General features: G+C 59.7%; 15 protein-coding genes. 11 read left to right on the top strand and 4 right to left on the bottom strand.

The window, feature by feature from the left end:
* The first annotated feature begins 43 nt into the window (after window positions 1-43).
* The gene (locus tag AB4N43_RS03900; protein WP_027923391.1) at window positions 44-2,299 is read left to right on the top strand and encodes an Orn/Lys/Arg family decarboxylase; all 2,256 of its coding nucleotides are present in this window, start codon (window positions 44-46) and stop codon (window positions 2,297-2,299) included.
* Window positions 2,300-2,313: 14 nt separating this feature from the next.
* On the top strand, window positions 2,314-2,928 hold the full coding sequence (locus tag AB4N43_RS03895; RefSeq protein ID WP_027923392.1) for a GNAT family N-acetyltransferase: 615 nt from the start codon (window positions 2,314-2,316) through the stop codon (window positions 2,926-2,928).
* Here the strand turns inward: AB4N43_RS03895 and AB4N43_RS03890 are convergent.
* Both AB4N43_RS03890 and AB4N43_RS03885 read right to left on the bottom strand, forming a co-directional pair.
* A complete protein-coding gene (locus tag AB4N43_RS03890) occupies window positions 2,894-3,787 on the bottom strand; it encodes a LysR family transcriptional regulator (RefSeq protein ID WP_027923393.1) in 894 nt (297 codons plus the stop codon). The two genes, AB4N43_RS03895 and AB4N43_RS03890, sit on opposite strands and share 35 nt — an antisense overlap.
* Window positions 3,788-3,875: 88 nt before the next feature.
* Entirely contained in the window at window positions 3,876-4,136 is a 261-nt protein-coding gene (locus tag AB4N43_RS03885) for a hypothetical protein (RefSeq protein ID WP_027923394.1), read from the bottom strand.
* Window positions 4,137-4,312: 176 nt separating this feature from the next.
* Here AB4N43_RS03885 and AB4N43_RS03880 point away from each other — a divergent pair, with 176 nt between their 5' ends.
* Window positions 4,313-4,873, top strand: a complete 561-nt coding sequence (locus AB4N43_RS03880; RefSeq protein WP_460153230.1) for an NADPH-dependent FMN reductase — start codon at window positions 4,313-4,315, stop codon at window positions 4,871-4,873.
* A gap of 109 nt (window positions 4,874-4,982) precedes the next feature.
* Here AB4N43_RS03880 and AB4N43_RS03875 read toward each other — a convergent pair whose 3' ends face one another.
* Complete coding sequence (locus AB4N43_RS03875; protein WP_027923396.1) at window positions 4,983-5,642, bottom strand: TetR/AcrR family transcriptional regulator; 660 nt, start codon at window positions 5,640-5,642, stop codon at window positions 4,983-4,985.
* 55 nt (window positions 5,643-5,697) lie between these two features.
* Between AB4N43_RS03875 and AB4N43_RS03870 the strand changes: the two genes are divergently transcribed.
* Window positions 5,698-6,801 (top strand): DUF2855 family protein, encoded by a 1,104-nt coding sequence (locus AB4N43_RS03870; RefSeq protein ID WP_460153228.1) that lies wholly within the window; start codon window positions 5,698-5,700, stop codon window positions 6,799-6,801.
* Between the two features lie 161 nt (window positions 6,802-6,962).
* The gene (locus AB4N43_RS03865) at window positions 6,963-8,246 is read left to right on the top strand and encodes an arsenic transporter (protein ID WP_027923398.1); all 1,284 of its coding nucleotides are present in this window, start codon (window positions 6,963-6,965) and stop codon (window positions 8,244-8,246) included.
* Window positions 8,247-8,284: 38 nt separating this feature from the next.
* Here AB4N43_RS03865 and AB4N43_RS03860 read toward each other — a convergent pair whose 3' ends face one another.
* On the bottom strand, window positions 8,285-9,235 hold the full coding sequence (locus tag AB4N43_RS03860) for a DUF1853 family protein (RefSeq protein ID WP_460153226.1): 951 nt from the start codon (window positions 9,233-9,235) through the stop codon (window positions 8,285-8,287).
* Between the two features lie 108 nt (window positions 9,236-9,343).
* On the opposite strand from AB4N43_RS03860, the gene AB4N43_RS03855 reads away from it, so the two are divergent.
* Genes AB4N43_RS03855 through pepN form a run of 6 tightly spaced genes read left to right on the top strand, consistent with a single transcriptional unit; the run spans window position 9,344 to window position 15,861 of the window.
* Window positions 9,344-10,234, top strand: a complete 891-nt coding sequence (locus tag AB4N43_RS03855) for an NAD(+) kinase (RefSeq protein WP_027923400.1) — start codon at window positions 9,344-9,346, stop codon at window positions 10,232-10,234.
* Window positions 10,231-11,205, top strand: coding sequence for a metallophosphoesterase (locus AB4N43_RS03850; RefSeq protein ID WP_371258947.1), 975 nt, complete (start codon window positions 10,231-10,233; stop codon window positions 11,203-11,205). The genes AB4N43_RS03855 and AB4N43_RS03850 overlap by 4 nt, the downstream gene beginning before the upstream one ends.
* A complete protein-coding gene (locus AB4N43_RS03845; protein ID WP_027923402.1) occupies window positions 11,202-12,071 on the top strand; it encodes a rhomboid family intramembrane serine protease in 870 nt (289 codons plus the stop codon). The genes AB4N43_RS03850 and AB4N43_RS03845 overlap by 4 nt, the downstream gene beginning before the upstream one ends.
* A 34-nt stretch (window positions 12,072-12,105) precedes the next feature.
* Entirely contained in the window at window positions 12,106-12,366 is a 261-nt protein-coding gene (locus AB4N43_RS03840; protein ID WP_027923403.1) for a YeaC family protein, read from the top strand.
* Entirely contained in the window at window positions 12,363-13,193 is an 831-nt protein-coding gene (locus AB4N43_RS03835) for a DUF2797 domain-containing protein (protein WP_027923404.1), read from the top strand. Before AB4N43_RS03840 ends, AB4N43_RS03835 begins: the two co-directional genes overlap by 4 nt.
* A gap of 10 nt (window positions 13,194-13,203) precedes the next feature.
* A complete protein-coding gene (gene pepN, locus AB4N43_RS03830) occupies window positions 13,204-15,861 on the top strand; it encodes an aminopeptidase N (RefSeq protein ID WP_460153223.1) in 2,658 nt (885 codons plus the stop codon).
* The last annotated feature ends 263 nt before the right edge of the window (window positions 15,862-16,124 follow it).

Below are 16,124 nucleotides of genomic sequence, written 5' to 3'. Positions count from 1 at the left end.
GTATTGGCAGGCCACGGTCTGCCGCCTCAGGACACTGAGCCCCATGTATAAAGATTTGAAATTCCCGGTCCTGATTGTCCACCGCGACATCAAGGCCGACACCGTCGCCGGTGATCGCGTGCGGGGCATCGCCCGGGAGCTGGAACAGGAAGGCTTCAGCATCGTTTCGGCGGTGGATTACGCCGAAGGGCGGCTAGTCGCGTCGACCCATCACGGCCTCTCCTGCATGTTGATTGCCGCCGAAGACCCCAGCACCCACTCGCATTTGTTGCAGAACATGGCCGAACTGATTGGCCTGGCGCGAGTGCGGGCGCCGGACCTGCCGATTTTTGCCCTCGGCGAACAAGTGACGCTGGAAAACGCGCCGGCCGATGCCATGGCCGAGCTCAATCAACTGCGCGGGATTCTTTACCTGTTCGAAGACACCGTGCCGTTCCTGGCCCGGCAAGTGGCCCGGGCTGCGCGCAAGTACCTGGACGGTTTGTTGCCACCGTTTTTCAAGGCACTGGTGCAACACACCGCCGACTCCAATTATTCCTGGCACACCCCGGGCCACGGCGGTGGCGTGGCGTATCACAAGAGCCCGGTAGGGCAAGCGTTTCACCAGTTTTTCGGGGAGAACACCCTGCGTTCGGATTTGTCGGTGTCGGTGCCCGAACTGGGCTCTCTACTCGATCACACCGGTCCGCTGGCCGAGGCGGAAGCTCGCGCTGCGCGCAATTTTGGCGCCGATCACACCTTTTTCGTGATCAATGGCACCTCGACCGCCAATAAAATCGTCTGGCATTCCATGGTTGCGCGCGATGACCTGGTGCTGGTGGATCGCAACTGCCACAAGTCGGTGTTGCATTCGATCATCATGACCGGCGCGATCCCGTTGTACCTGTGCCCGGAACGCAATGAACTGGGGATCATCGGCCCGATTCCATTGAGCGAATTCAGCCGCGAATCAATCCAGGCCAAAATCGATGCCAGCCCGCTGACCAAGGGCCGAGCGCCCAAGGTCAAACTGGCGGTGATCACCAACTCGACCTACGACGGCCTCTGCTATAACGCCGAGTTGATCAAGCAGAACCTCGGCAACAGTGTCGAGGTGTTGCATTTCGACGAGGCCTGGTACGCCTACGCGGCATTTCACGAGTTCTTCGCCGGACGCTACGGCATGGGCACCTCGCGCAGCGAAGATAGCCCGCTGGTGTTCACCACGCATTCCACGCACAAGTTGCTGGCCGCATTCAGCCAGGCCTCGATGATTCATGTTCAGGACGGTGGGGCGCGGCAACTGGACCGCGACCGTTTCAATGAAGCGTTCATGATGCACATCTCCACCTCGCCGCAGTACAGCATCATTGCCTCGCTGGACGTGGCCTCGGCGATGATGGAAGGCCCGGCCGGGCGTTCGCTGTTGCAGGAAATGTTCGACGAGGCCCTGAGCTTTCGTCGCGCCCTGGCTAACCTGCGGCAACACATCGCGGCGGATGACTGGTGGTTTTCCATCTGGCAGCCGCCGTCGGTGGAAGGCATCGACCGCGTGGTCACCGAAGACTGGCTCTTGCAGCCCGATGCCGACTGGCACGGCTTTGGCGGTGTCACCGACGATTACGTGTTGCTCGATCCGATCAAAGTCACCTTGGTCATGCCCGGGCTAACCGCGGGCGGTGCGCTCAGCGAGCGCGGGATTCCGGCGGCAGTGGTCAGCAAATTTCTCTGGGAGCGCGGGCTGGTGGTCGAGAAGACCGGGCTGTATTCGTTCCTGGTGTTGTTTTCCATGGGCATCACCAAAGGCAAATGGAGCACGCTGTTGACCGAGCTGCTGGAGTTCAAGCGCAGCTACGACGCTAACGTCAGCCTGGCCAATTGCCTGCCCTGTGTGGCGCAACAGAGTGTCGGGCGCTATCAAGGCATGGGCCTGCGCGATTTGTGCGATCAACTGCACGCCTGTTATCGCAGCAATGCCACGGCCAAACACCTCAAGCGCATGTACACCGTGCTGCCGGAAATCGTCATGAAGCCCGCTGACGCCTATGATCATCTGGTACGGGGCGAGGTAGAGGCGGTGTCGATCGATGCCCTGGACGGGCGGATCGCTGCGGTGATGCTGGTTCCGTATCCGCCAGGCATTCCGCTGATCATGCCGGGTGAGCGGTTCACCGAGTCGACCCGGTCAATCATCGACTATCTTTCATTTGCAAGGACGTTTGATAGCAGTTTCCCAGGATTCGTCGTCGATGTGCATGGATTGCAACACGAAGACGAGGGCAATGGACGGCACTACACCGTCGATTGCATCAAGGAATGAGGACCTTTCCCAGTATGCAACCTGTCATTAATCCCAAGTACCCCGGCCTGTCGGTGCGTGTCGCCGATGACGGCTTTGCGGCCTATATCTGGGGCAGTGATTTCAGTTTTGAAGTTGCCGCCTATGGTGCTGCCGAAATCGGCAAACCAGTCGAACAGTGGTTGATTACGCCGATCACCCCTTATCGAAAGTGCTACGGCATCGACCCGGAAGAATTCAGCAGCTTTCGCGATGCCGCCGACAGTGCGATTTTCATGGCGTACCTCGACGATGAGCCGGTCGGTCATCTGGTGGTCAGCACCAATTGGAATGGCTTTGCCCATATCGACGAGCTGGCGGTGCATGCCCCGGCGCGGCACCACGGGGTGGCCAAAGCCTTGCTGGACGTGGCTCAGTTCTGGAGTCGCAAGAAAAAACTGCCGGGCATCATGCTCGAAACCCAAAACAACAACCTCGGCGCCTGCCGGCTCTATGAGCGTTGTGGTTACGTGATTGGCGGGATGGATCATCTGCGCTATCGCGGAATCGATCCGAACACTGCCGAAGTGGCGCTGTTCTGGTATCGCTTGTTCGATAATGCGCTGGAACACCCGATCAGTTCGCCAGCATCGCCGCGGCTTGTTCCGTGACAATGTCCAGCAGGGTCTGAATGGCGGCGGCTGGCTCGCCGTTTTTCAGGGTCAGGGCGTAGAGGCTGACTGGTACCGCCGGGGCCAGCGGACACACATCCAGTCCACTGGTTTTGGCGCCCAGGGCGGTAAACGGGTCGACAATCGCCAGGCCTTCACCGGCCTCGACCATGCTGCGCATCATCTGATGCGTCTGCACTCGAATATGCACAACCGGGGCTGGACGCAACGCCTGCAATTTGTTCTCCAGGGCACGGCTCAGCGGATCGTGGCCTTCGAGGCCGACCATCGACTGGCCCGCCAGATCCTGCAATGAAATGTATTTCTGCTTGGGTTGCAGCCAGCCATGGGGCGCCAACAGCTGGAGCTTGCCTTGGGCAATCACCTGGCAATGGATGTCGGCGTGATCGGGATCGTGCAGGCTCAACCCCAAATCGCTTTCGCGCAACAACAGGGATTTTATGATTTCGCGGGTTGGTTGGCTCAGCAGGCTGCAAGGCGCATCGGGCAGGCGACGGCGCAGCGTGGCGATGCTCTGGGGCAACAAGTGTTGGGCGAGCGGCGGAGTGCAGATGATGCGCAGGGGCGGTGCCTGATACTGCTTGAGGCTGGCGGCCAAGCGTTGAACAGGCTCCAGCGCTTCATAGATGTGGGCGATTTGTGCCTCTAGCTCCCGCGCTTCGCGGGTCGCCTGCAAGCGCCCACGCACGCTGGAGAACAGCATGAAACCCAACTGACCCTCGGCCTCGCGCAAAATGCCTTCAACCTCGGTCACCGGCAACTGCAGCCATTCGGCGGCGGTGCCCAGGTGACCGGTCTGCACAAGCGCGTGGATCACTTCGATATGGCGTAAACGCATGCGTGAAGTCCATGTTCAGCAGGTGAGGGAATCAGTGACTGAATCCTAACTCAAGTGCGCGCATATGACTTCTGCTCATAACGCGGGGTTATGAAGCGACGTTGGCGTCCGGCACGCTACCGACGAATTTGTTGGGTTCACGCACGATGGTCACGTCCGATTGAACCAGCACAAACTGGTTGTCATCGAGTTTCCTGACGCGATCGCCAATGGCCAGTTTGTAGGTGGTGACAGGCTCCGAGCCGCCGAGGCCGTCCGCCGACGGGGTGGATTCCTCGAACTCATGCACGGAATAAACGCGGCCTTCCGCATCTCTTGCATGGAACTGACTGACAAGTACTGCTGCCATCTGTTTAGAACCTCTGGAGATAATTCACTCAATTTTCGGTTCTGTAGACCGTGGTTGGGCGAAGTAAGTTTTCCTACAAGAAAAAAATAGTCAGGGGCGGTGAAATTCAGAGCCCGCTGGGTGATTCGTCATCTATACCTACAAGTTCTCTCCATCGGACAGTCGAGACATCTTCCATGAGTAACGTCTATACGATCGCCGTCGTGGTCGGCAGCTTGAGAAAGGCATCGATCAATCGCAAGGTAGCATTGGCCCTGGCTGACCTCGCACCGGCCAATCTCAAGCTACAAATCGTCGAAATCGGCGACTTGCCGCTCTACAACGAAGACATTGATGGTGTTTCACCGCCGGCAGCCTACAGCACTTTCCGGCAACAAGTACGTTCATCCGACGCAGTGCTGTTCGTCACCCCGGAATACAACCGCTCGGTACCCGCGCCGTTGAAGAATGCCATCGACGTGGGATCGCGGCCCTATGGCCAGAGCGCCTGGAGCGGAAAACCGGGTGGGGTGATCAGTGTTTCACCCGGCGCAGTCGGTGGATTTGGTGCCAACCACCACTTGCGCCAGTCCATGGTGTTTCTGGATGTGCCGTGTATGCAGCAGCCGGAAGCCTATCTGGGCGGGGCGGGTTCGGCGTTTGACGAGGCGGGTAAATTGTCCGAGTCGGTGAAGCCGTTCCTGCAGAGCTTCATCAATGCCTATGGCAAATGGGTCGAACAACACAAAAAAGTCTGAAAACACCGTTCTCCCCTGTAGGAGTGAGCCTGCTCGCGATGGCGGTGTGTCGGCCAAATCAATGCCAACTGACACACCGCTATCACGAGCAGGCTCACTCCTACGGGGATTAGGGGGAGGGCAGCAATCGGCCGCAGATCATCGACTCGATTTCCGCCAGCCACGCAGCCGTTTGTGCCGCCGCCGGTTGCACAGTCACGCAGTAACGCCGGCCACCCCAGGCGGTGATCAACCAGGCATCGATGGTTGTATCTGACGGATGCTCAGGCAAATCACTACACGCGGCAAACGCTTCGCGCCATTTCTGCGACAACTCCTGGAACACCCGTCGGTGGTGTTTGGGTTCGGCGATCTGGTGTTCAAGGGTCATCCATTCATAGTCGAACAACGGCTGATCAGCATCCGTCGGGTCGCAGGTCATGCGGATCAAGCGTTTGATTCGCACCTGCCAATCCAGATGCGTGGGTCGTACGACCTGTTCATCGATGTGCTGTAACAGATTGTCCAGGCAGTGGCGGACATACCCTGACAGCAGCGCTTCCTTGCTCGGAAAATAATCGTACAACGTCCCGATGGCGACGCCAGCTTCCAGCGCCACCGCTCGGGTGGTCAGCCCGGACCAGCCATCGCGCCGCCAAATCCGAACAAACGCCTCGTAAATCGCTTCCACGGTGAAGATCGCCCGGGCCTGACTCGGCCGTTTCAGCGGTTTGGCGCGGGGATTGAGGGTGGGCGCAGTGCCCCTGGTGTTTCCGAACCCGCTCTTCATCGGCTGCCACTACTCTGGTGCTACCCGCCACTCACTCGCAGCAGGAGTCTGAAAGATGCAAAGTCCGAGCACGGTAACACGGCTGATCACCCGCAAAAACGCCCTCGACCAGAGTCGAATCGAACAGGAGCAGCGCAGTCTCGTTCCTGCCGAAGGGGAGGTGATTCTGAAAATCGACCGCTGTGCGCTGACCACCAACAACATCACCTACGCCGCTTATGGCGATTCGATGAACTACTGGGGGTTCTTTCCTACAGGGCTTGAGGAATGGGCACACATTCCGGCGTGGGGATTTGCCGATGTGATCGCGTCAACCGTGGAGGGGGTCGCGGTCGGAGAACGCTTCTACGGCTACTTTCCGATTGCCAGTCATCTGTGGATGCATCCCGAGCGCGTCACCGACCGAGGTTTCTATGACGCCGCCGAACACCGGCAGGCATTGACCTCGGCCTACAACCAGTACACCCGGTGCAGTTGGGATCCGTACTACAGCCCCGACACCGAAAACCTGCAGATTTTGCTGAAACCGCTGTTTCTGACGTCGTCGATGCTGGCGGATTTCCTGCAAGACAATCAGTTTTTCGGTGCGACCCGGCTGGTATTTTCCAGTGCTTCGAGCAAAACCGCCTATGGCACCGCCGTGTGCCTGGAAAACCACCCCAACATTGAACGGGTTGCGCTGACTTCGGCCGGCAACAAGACCTTCGTCGAAGCGCTCGGTTGTTATGAGCGCACGGTGTCGTACGCCGAACTGGCGAGCCTGGCCAATGATCGTCCCACGCTGTACGTGGATTTTTCCGGCGACCTGGGTTTGCGTGACCGGGTGCATCAGCATTTCGCCGGGCAACTGGTGTACAGCTGCTTCGCCGGTTCCGCGCAAAGCACCGACGAGGCACAACTGAGCGCCATTGAAGGGCCGCAACCGGTGTTCTTTTTCGCCCCGGTCCAGCTGCGCAAGCGCAACGCAGAGTGGGGAGCGGAACGGGTCAGTCAACATATCGGCGAGGGGTTGCAGCGGTTTTATGGGCAAGTGACCGCGCCTGCCAATCCACTGCTGGAGGTGGTGGAGAGTGACGGTTATGAGGCGGCGCAGACGGTGATCACACGGCTGTTCAACGGCCAGGTCGCGCCAATGCAAGGCCATGTCATCCGACTGTAACCCTCCTGTTGTAGCCGCTGACGAGCAGCGCGAGGCTGCTACGCGAGCCTCGCGCTGCCCATCAACTGTTACGGGATCGTGGTGTGTCGAAATTGGGGCTTTACTCTGGTCGAGCGTTGCGGCTGAATCGCGGTTTGTTTTTCCGCGCAAGGTTGCTTTGCATGCTCATCGCCTCACTCATTTTCCTGCTGACCATCACTCTGGTGATCTGGCAACCCAAAGGCCTGGGCGTGGGCTGGAGTGCGGTATTCGGTGCCGTGCTGGCGCTGATTTTCGGTGTCGTGCACCTGAGCGACATCCCGATCGTGTGGCAGATCATCTGGAATGCAACCGGCACGTTCGTGGCGCTGATCATCATCAGTTTGCTGCTGGATGAGGCGGGTTTCTTTGCCTGGGCTGCGTTGCATGTGGCTCGTTGGGGGCGGGGCAGCGGGCGCAAACTGTTTGCTTATATGGTGTTGCTGGGGGCTTTGGTCTCGGCCTTGTTCGCCAATGACGGCGCGGCGCTGATCCTCACGCCCATCGTGATTTCCATGCTGTTGGCGCTGCGGTTCTCCCCGGCGGCGACCCTGGCGTTCGTGATGGGCGCCGGTTTCATCGCCGACACCGCGAGCCTGCCGCTGGTGGTGTCGAACCTGGTGAACATTGTTTCCGCCGACTTCTTCCACATCACGTTCAACCGTTACGCGGCGGTAATGATCCCGGTCAACCTGGTGAGCGTCGCGGCCACATTGGCGATGCTGCTGTGGTTCTTCCGTCGCGACATTCCGAAGGACTATGACCCCGAACAACTGGAGCTGCCCGCCACGGCGATCCATGACAAGGCGACGTTTTATGCCGGTTGGGTGGTGTTGGTGATCCTGCTCGTGGGCTGTTTTGCCTTGGAACCACTGGGTATTCCAATCAGCGCCATTTCCGCGGTGTGCGCCGCGTTGTTGCTGGGTATCGCCGCGCGCGGCCACAAGATTTCCACGCGCAAGGTGATGAAAGAAGCACCGTGGCAGATCGTGATTTTCTCGCTGGGCATGTATTTGGTGGTGTATGGCCTGCGCAATGCCGGCCTGACCGGGTATCTGGCGGGATGGCTCGATGGCTTTGCCCATTACGGCGTATGGGGTGCGGCCATGGGCACGGGCGTGCTGACGGCGATTCTGTCTTCGATCATGAACAATTTGCCGACGGTGCTAATTGGTTTGCTGTCGATCGATGCCAGTCAGGCCAGTGGTGTGGTGAAGGAGGCGATGATTTACGCCAACGTCATCGGCAGCGACCTGGGGCCGAAAATCACGCCGATTGGCAGTCTGGCGACGTTGTTGTGGCTGCATGTGCTGGAGCGCAAGAGCATCCGGATCGGGTGGGGGTATTACTTCAAGGTCGGGGTGGTGTTGACGGTGCCGGTTTTGCTGGTGACGTTGGCGGCGTTGGCATTGCGGTTATCCGTTTAGACCGAGTTGGCTTCATCGCGAGCAGGCGCTACAAAACCTCAACCATTACCCGGCACATTCGGCCAAAGATTCGCCACCAGAAACAACCGCTCCGCTTCCTCCCAATCCCCCTCGGCATTTTCGGTCAGGCGCACCAACAACTGCGCCGGCGCCAACGGCTCCAGAGCACCGAGCCACGCATTCAATTGCTCGACGCTCCAGGTCTGCTCCGCAGGATAATGCGCCGGCGCCAGCCAGGCATGGCGGGGCAGGGGCTGCCAGCGACCGAAAGGGCGCTGCACGACAAAATCCGCCCAGTCCTTCTGATGCAGCCAGCTACCGCGCAAATGCTGCGGATGGGCGCCGCCGGGCGGTTCGGCCTGTCCCGGCCACGGATACAGCAGGTAACCGCCGAGCCACAAGTGGGCGCTGAACTGCTGGATATCCAGGGCCGCCAGCACTTCGCGGCTTTCGACGCGGGCAGAAATGGGCAATTGATGCTGAGCCAGGTGCGCCAGTTTTCGGTCCAGTCGATCATGGCAGCCGGGGCCGAGCCACTGCGCGGTGTCGTGTCCGTCGCCATGTTGCGGCCCCAGATAGAGCTTGATCGCCAGTTCCAGGTGATGCACGCCGTCGCGGTCACGCAGCAGCATGTCCAGTTCGCCCAGCGTGTGGCCTTCACGGCGAATCGGCAGGTTGGCGGCGATCAACTCGATTCCCGGCGCGTGACGCACCGCGTACTGCCAAAGCCGCTCGTAATACAGGCCCAAGCGCCGGGTTCGGGCCTGGGACAGCCAGTGCAGCAAGTCATAACTGTCACGGTCCAGTTGCCGCAACCAGCGTTCCAGGCGTTGCGGTTCTTGCACCCATTCACTGCCGGCCAGCGGATGCCGCTGCGGCCAGGGCGTATCAACGAGCATCGGCGGCGCGAGGATGACCCAGGCCAGGTCGCGCACTTCGGGGTGGCGCAACTGATGGGGCAACGAGAGCAAATCGGGAAATAGGATCATCTTGCGAGCATAGCCCTAAACATGAGTACACCCTTGTGGCTGAAAGGATTTTGTCTATCTCGCGCTTTCGCCCATAATCGTCTTTTTCGCCGTCCTTGCAGGAACCCCATGGAGCAATTTCGTAATATCGGCATCATCGGTCGCCTGGGCAGTTCCCAAGTGCTGGATACCGTCCGCCGACTGAAACGGTTTCTGCTCGATCGTCACTTGCATGTGATCCTCGAAGACACCATCGCCGAAGTCCTTCCCGGTCATGGCCTGCAAACCTCGTCCCGCAAGATGCTCGGCGAAGTGTGTGACATGGTGATTGTGGTCGGCGGCGACGGCAGCCTGCTGGGCGCCGCTCGCGCGCTGGCCAAGCACAACATACCGGTACTCGGCATCAACCGTGGCAGCCTCGGTTTCCTCACCGATATTCGCCCTGATGAGCTGGAAGTCAAAGTCGCCGAAGTGCTCGATGGCCACTACCTGGTGGAAAATCGCTTCCTGCTGCAAGCCGAAGTCCGCCGGCACGCCGAAGCCATCGGTCAGGGCGATGCCCTCAATGATGTGGTGCTGCACCCCGGCAAATCAACGCGAATGATCGAGTTCGAACTCTACATCGACGGCCAGTTCGTCTGCAGCCAGAAGGCCGACGGCCTGATCGTCGCGACGCCCACCGGTTCGACGGCCTATGCGCTGTCGGCGGGCGGACCGATCATGCACCCCAAGCTTGACGCTATTGTGATTGTGCCGATGTACCCCCATACCTTGTCGGGCAGGCCGATTGTGGTCGATGGCAACAGTGAGCTGAAAATCGTCGTGTCCAAAGATATGCAGATCTACCCGCAAGTCTCCTGTGACGGGCAGAACCACTTCACCTGCGCGCCGGGTGACACCATCACCATCAGCAAAAAAGCGCAGAAGCTGCGGCTGATCCATCCGCTTGACCACAACTACTACGAAGTCTGCCGGACCAAGCTCGGTTGGGGCAGTCGATTGGGTGGTGGAGGCGACTGATGCTCGATCCCGCGCGTAGCTACGACCTGATCGGTGACGTGCACGGTTGCGCTCTGACCCTTGAGCACTTGCTCGACCGGCTCGGTTACCACAAGCAAGGTGGCGTCTGGCGGCATCCGTCGCGCATGGCCGTGTTTGTGGGCGACATCATTGATCGCGGCCCGCGGATTCGCGAGGCGCTGCACATCGTGCATGACATGGTCGAGGCCGGCCAGGCGCTGTGCATCATGGGTAACCATGAATTCAACGCGCTGGGCTGGAGCACGCCGGCGCCACCGGGCAGCGGCAAGCAGTTCGTCCGTGAACACACGCCGCGTCATGCCCGGTTGCTGGGTGAAACCCTGACCCAGTTCGAAGACCATCCCGGTGACTGGCATGACTTCCTGCAATGGTTCTACGAGATGCCGTTGTTCGTCGATGCCGGGCGCTTCCGGGTGGTGCATGCGTGCTGGGATTCGGGCCTGATCGAGCCGTTGCGCGGATTGTTTCCCAACGGTTGCGTCGATGAGCATTTCCTCCAGGCCTCGGCCGTGCCGGGCAGTTTCGCCTGCACCGTGTTCGACCGGTTGCTGCGCGGCACCGACATGCGCTTGCCCGATGGCTTGACCATGACCAGCGGCGACGGTCTGGTGCGTTCGTTCTTCCGCACCAAATTCTGGGAGGACGACCCGCAAACCTACGGAGACATTGTGTTCCAGCCCGACGCATTGCCTGAGCCCGTGGCCAGGACGCCACTGTCGTCCACGGAAAAAAATACCTTGCTGCGCTATGGCGTCGACGAGCCACTGTTGTTCGTCGGCCACTACTGGCGCAGCGGCAAACCGGCGCCGATTCGCCCGAACCTGGCCTGCCTGGATTACAGCGCCGTGCTCTACGGCAAACTGGTCGCCTACCGGCTGGATCAGGAAACCCGGCTCGATCCGCATAAATTTGTCTGGGTCGATGTCGAACGGCCGGAGGTGCTGCAATGAGTGTGGTTGCCGTTTTACGCCTGCCGCTGGCGGTGGATTTGAGCGGGTTCGTCAAACTGCTGCAGCGCATGCAGGTGCCGCACCGCGTCAGCGAGGAGGCGGGCGAGCAAGTGCTGTGGGTGCCGTCCAACATCAGCGAAGACGTGCGTTCGCTGTACGAACGTTTTCCGGCCGGTGATCCCGATCAGCAGCTCGACATTCCGGCAGCGCAAACCACTCGGCGCCCCGGTTTCGTCGAGCAACTGCGTTACGCCAGGGCGACCGCGGCGATTTTGCTGCTGAGTATCCTGGTGGGTGCGGTGACGCTGCTGGGCGAAAACCTCGACACGATGCGCTGGCTGACCTTCCTCGATTTTCGCGTGGTCGGCGAGTACATCCGTTTCGTACCGTTGGCCGACAGCCTGGCGGCAGGGCAGTGGTGGCGCCTGATAACGCCGATGCTGATCCACTTCGGCATCCTGCACCTGGCCATGAACGGCATGTGGTACTGGGAGCTGGGCCGGCGCATCGAATCGCGTCAGGGCAGCATCAACCTGATCGGCCTGACGTTGCTGTTCAGCCTCGTCTCAAACTATGCCCAGTATTATTTCAGTGGTCCGACCTTGTTCGGTGGCTTGTCCGGCGTGCTGTACGGCTTGCTCGGGCATTGCTGGATCTTCCAGTTGTTGTCGCCGAACCCGGCTTATCGCCTGCCGCGCGGCGTGCTGGTGATGATGCTGGTGTGGTTGGTGCTGTGCCTGTCCGGGCTGGTCTCGATGATCGGCTTCGGTGAAATTGCCAATGCGGCGCACGTCGGCGGGTTGCTCGTCGGATGCCTGACCGGTTTGTTGGGTGGTTTGTACAACCGCCGTAAACTGGCCGCCTAAATCAGTTTATGTAGTAAAGAGCGCGGAGACCCTGATGTCCTCTTTTAACGAAATGATCCAAAACATCACCCCCGAGATCTACCAGAGCCTGAAACTGGCGGTGGAAATCGGCAAATGGTCCGACGGTGGCAAACTCACCGCCGAACAACGCGAACTGTCGCTGCAAGCGATGATTGCCTGGGAAATCCAGAACCTGCCCGAAGACCAGCGCACCGGTTACATGGGCCCGCAGGAATGCAGTTCGAAGTCGATCAGCGTACCGAACATTTTGTTCAAATCGGATGCCATCCATTGATCGAGATTGGCCGCGGTGCAATCAGTAAAATGTCGTCGCGTCTTGACGGGTCCGACGTGCAGTATGCGTTTCGCCTGGGCGATGTCGAGGTGCCGGTCAATCCAATGATCGGCACCACCGTACGCCTGGAATACCTGGGGGCGATCTTTTGCTCCCATTGCGGGCGCAAGACCAAAACCAGTTTCAGCCAGGGCTATTGCTACCCGTGCATGACCAAACTGGCGCAGTGTGACATCTGCATCATGAGCCCCGAGCGTTGCCACTACGACGCTGGCACCTGCCGTGAGCCGGAGTGGGGCGAGAAGTTCTGCATGACCGACCACATCGTGTACCTGTCCAACTCGTCGGGGGTGAAAGTCGGGATTACCCGCGCCACCCAGCTGCCGACCCGCTGGATCGATCAGGGTGCCCGTCAGGCGTTGCCGATCATGCGCGTGTCGACCCGCCAGCAGTCGGGTTTCGTCGAAGACCTGTTCCGCAGCCAGGTGGCGGACAAGACCAACTGGCGCGCCTTGCTCAAGGGCGAAGCGGTGTCGGTGGACCTGGCCGAAGTGCGTGATCAACTGTTCGACAGCTGCGCCGAGGGCCTGCAAACCCTGCAGGAACGATTTGGCCTACAAGCGATTCAGACCATTGCCGACGTAGAAACCCTCGAAATCCGCTATCCGGTCGAGCAATACCCGGCCAAGATCGTCAGCTTCAACCTGGACAAGAATCCGATTGCCGAAGGCACGCTGTTGGGAGTCAAGGGCCAATACCTGATCTTCGACACCGGCGTGATCAATATTCGTAAATACACGGCTTATCAGCTCGCCGTGCATCAGTAAGGACTCCAGCATGCGCACCGAACAACCGAAGATGATTTACCTGAAAGACTATCAGGCGCCCGAGTACCTGATCGACGAGACGCACCTGACCTTCGAGTTGTTCGAGGACCACAGCCTGGTCCATGCGCAACTGGTGATGCGCCGCAATCCCGAGCGCGGCCCTGGCTTGCCGCCGCTGGTACTGGACGGTCAGCAGCTGGAACTGCTGTCGGTCACCCTGGCTGATCGCGAGCTGAGCGAAAGCGACTATCAGTTGACGGACAATCACCTGACCCTGCACCCGACCAGCACCACGTTCACGGTCGACACCAGCGTGCGGATTCACCCGGAAACCAACACCGCGCTGGAAGGCTTGTACAAATCCAGCGGCATGTTCTGCACCCAGTGTGAGGCCGAAGGCTTTCGCAAGATCACCTATTACCTCGATCGCCCGGACGTGATGAGCAAGTTCACCACCACGGTCGTCGCCGAGCAGCACAGCTATCCGGTGCTGCTGTCCAACGGCAACCCGATTGCCTCGGGCCCTGGCGAAGACGGCCGGCACTGGGCGACTTGGGAAGACCCCTTCATGAAGCCGGCGTACCTGTTTGCGCTGGTGGCCGGTGATTTGTGGTGCGTTGAAGACACCTTCACCACCATGACCGAGCGTTCCGTGGCACTGCGCATCTACGTCGAGCCGGAAAACATCGACAAGTGCCAGCACGCCATGAACAGCCTGAAGAAGTCGATGCGCTGGGATGAAGAGGTTTACGGTCGCGAGTACGACCTGGACATCTTCATGATCGTCGCGGTCAACGACTTCAACATGGGCGCCATGGAGAACAAGGGCCTCAATATCTTCAACTCCAGCGCCGTGCTGGCTCGCGCCGAAACGGCGACCGACGCTGCGCACCAGCGCGTCGAAGCCATCGTCGCCCACGAATACTTTCACAACTGGTCGGGCAACCGCGTGACCTGCCGTGACTGGTTCCAGCTGTCGCTCAAGGAAGGCTTCACCGTGTTCCGCGATGCCGGATTCTCCTCGGACATGAACTCGGCCACGGTCAAGCGCATCCAGGACGTGGCTTACCTGCGCACACACCAGTTCGCCGAAGACGCTGGTCCCATGGCCCACGCCGTGCGCCCGGACAGCTTCATCGAGATTTCCAACTTCTATACCCTGACCGTGTACGAAAAGGGTTCGGAGGTGGTCGGCATGATTCACACCTTGCTCGGGGCCGATGGCTTCCGCAAAGGCAGTGACCTGTATTTCGACCGCCACGACGGCCAGGCGGTGACCTGCGACGACTTCATCAAGGCGATGGAAGACGCCAATGGTGTCGACCTGACGCAATTCAAGCGCTGGTACAGCCAGGCGGGTACACCGCGCTTGGTAGTGAGCGAGTCCTACGACGCGGCGGCGAAAACCTACAGCCTGACCTTCCGTCAAAGCTGCCCGGCGACCCCGGACAAGGTTGAAAAACTGCCGTTCGTGATTCCTGTGGAATTGGGCCTGCTGGACGCCAAAGGCGCGGCGATTGCCTTGCGCCTGTCCGGCGAAGCCAGCGCTCAGGGCACATCGCGGGTGATCTCGGTGACCGAGGCCGAGCAGACGTTCACCTTCATCGACATCGCTGAACAGCCGTTGCCTTCATTGCTGCGTGGTTTCTCCGCGCCGGTGAAACTGAGCTTCCCGTACAACCGCGATCAACTGATGTTCCTGATGCAGCATGACAGCGATGGTTTCAACCGCTGGGATGCCAGTCAGCAACTGTCGGTGCAAGTGCTGCAAGAGCTGATTGCCCAGCATCAGGCGGGGGAAACGCTGGTGCTGGATCAGCGCCTGATTTCTGCTTTGCGCACGGTGTTGTCGGACGAGACGCTGGACCAGGCCATGGTTGCGGAAATGCTTTCGTTGCCGGGTGAGGCGTACCTGACTGAAATCAGCGAAGTGGCTGATGTCGATGCGATTCACATTGCCCGTGAGTTTGCTCGCAAGCAATTGGCTGAAGGGTTGTTTGAGGCATTGTGGCTGCGTTATCAGGCTAATCGTGACCTGTCGAAGAAGACCCCTTATGTGGCCGAAGCCGAGCACTTTGCTCGTCGCGCGTTGCAGAACATTGCGCTGTCGTACTTGATGCTCAGCGGCAAGCCGGAAGTGTTGGCGGCGACGCTTGAGCAGTTCGAGGCGAGCGATAACATGACCGAGCGCCTGACGGCGTTGGCGGTGCTGGTCAATTCGTCGTTTGAAGCAGAAAAGGCCAAGGCACTGGCGAGTTTTGCCGAGCACTTCAAGGACAATCCGCTGGTCATGGATCAGTGGTTCAGTGTTCAGGCGGGCAGTGCGTTGCCGGGTGGTCTGGAGCGTGTGCGTCAGTTGATGCAGCATCCGGCCTTCAACATGAAGAACCCGAACAAGGTACGCGCGCTGATCGGTGCGTTTGCCGGGCAGAACCTGATCAACTTCCATGCGGCGGATGGTTCAGGGTATCGCTTCCTGGCGGATCTGGTGATCGAGTTGAACGGGTTTAACCCGCAGATCGCTTCCCGGCAGTTGGCGCCGCTGACTCGCTGGCGCAAGTATGATGATGCGCGTCAGGCATTGATGAAAGGCGAGCTGGAGCGGATTCGTGCTTCGGGTCAGTTGTCCAGCGATGTGTTTGAAGTCGTGAGCAAGAGTCTGGCCTGAGTCTGGTTTTTTCTCCCTCAGGGTTCACTCGGACCCTGTGGGAACTGACTTTCTGCTTTGACTGCCTACTGATGTACACCGTCCAAAACTGTAGGAGTGAGCCTGCTCGCGATGGCGTCCTGACAGACGACCAATCTCCATAAGATGTACCCAGATCAAACTGTGGGAGCTGGCTTGCCTGCGATGGCGTCCTGACAGACGACCATTCTCTTCCTCGGTGTACATATCCATTTCTGCGGTAACGGCCGCTGGCGGTTTCGCCC

The sequence above is a fragment of the Pseudomonas sp. S2_B07 genome (assembly GCF_054668435.1).
This window is presented reverse-complemented; position numbering and strand designations above follow the sequence as displayed.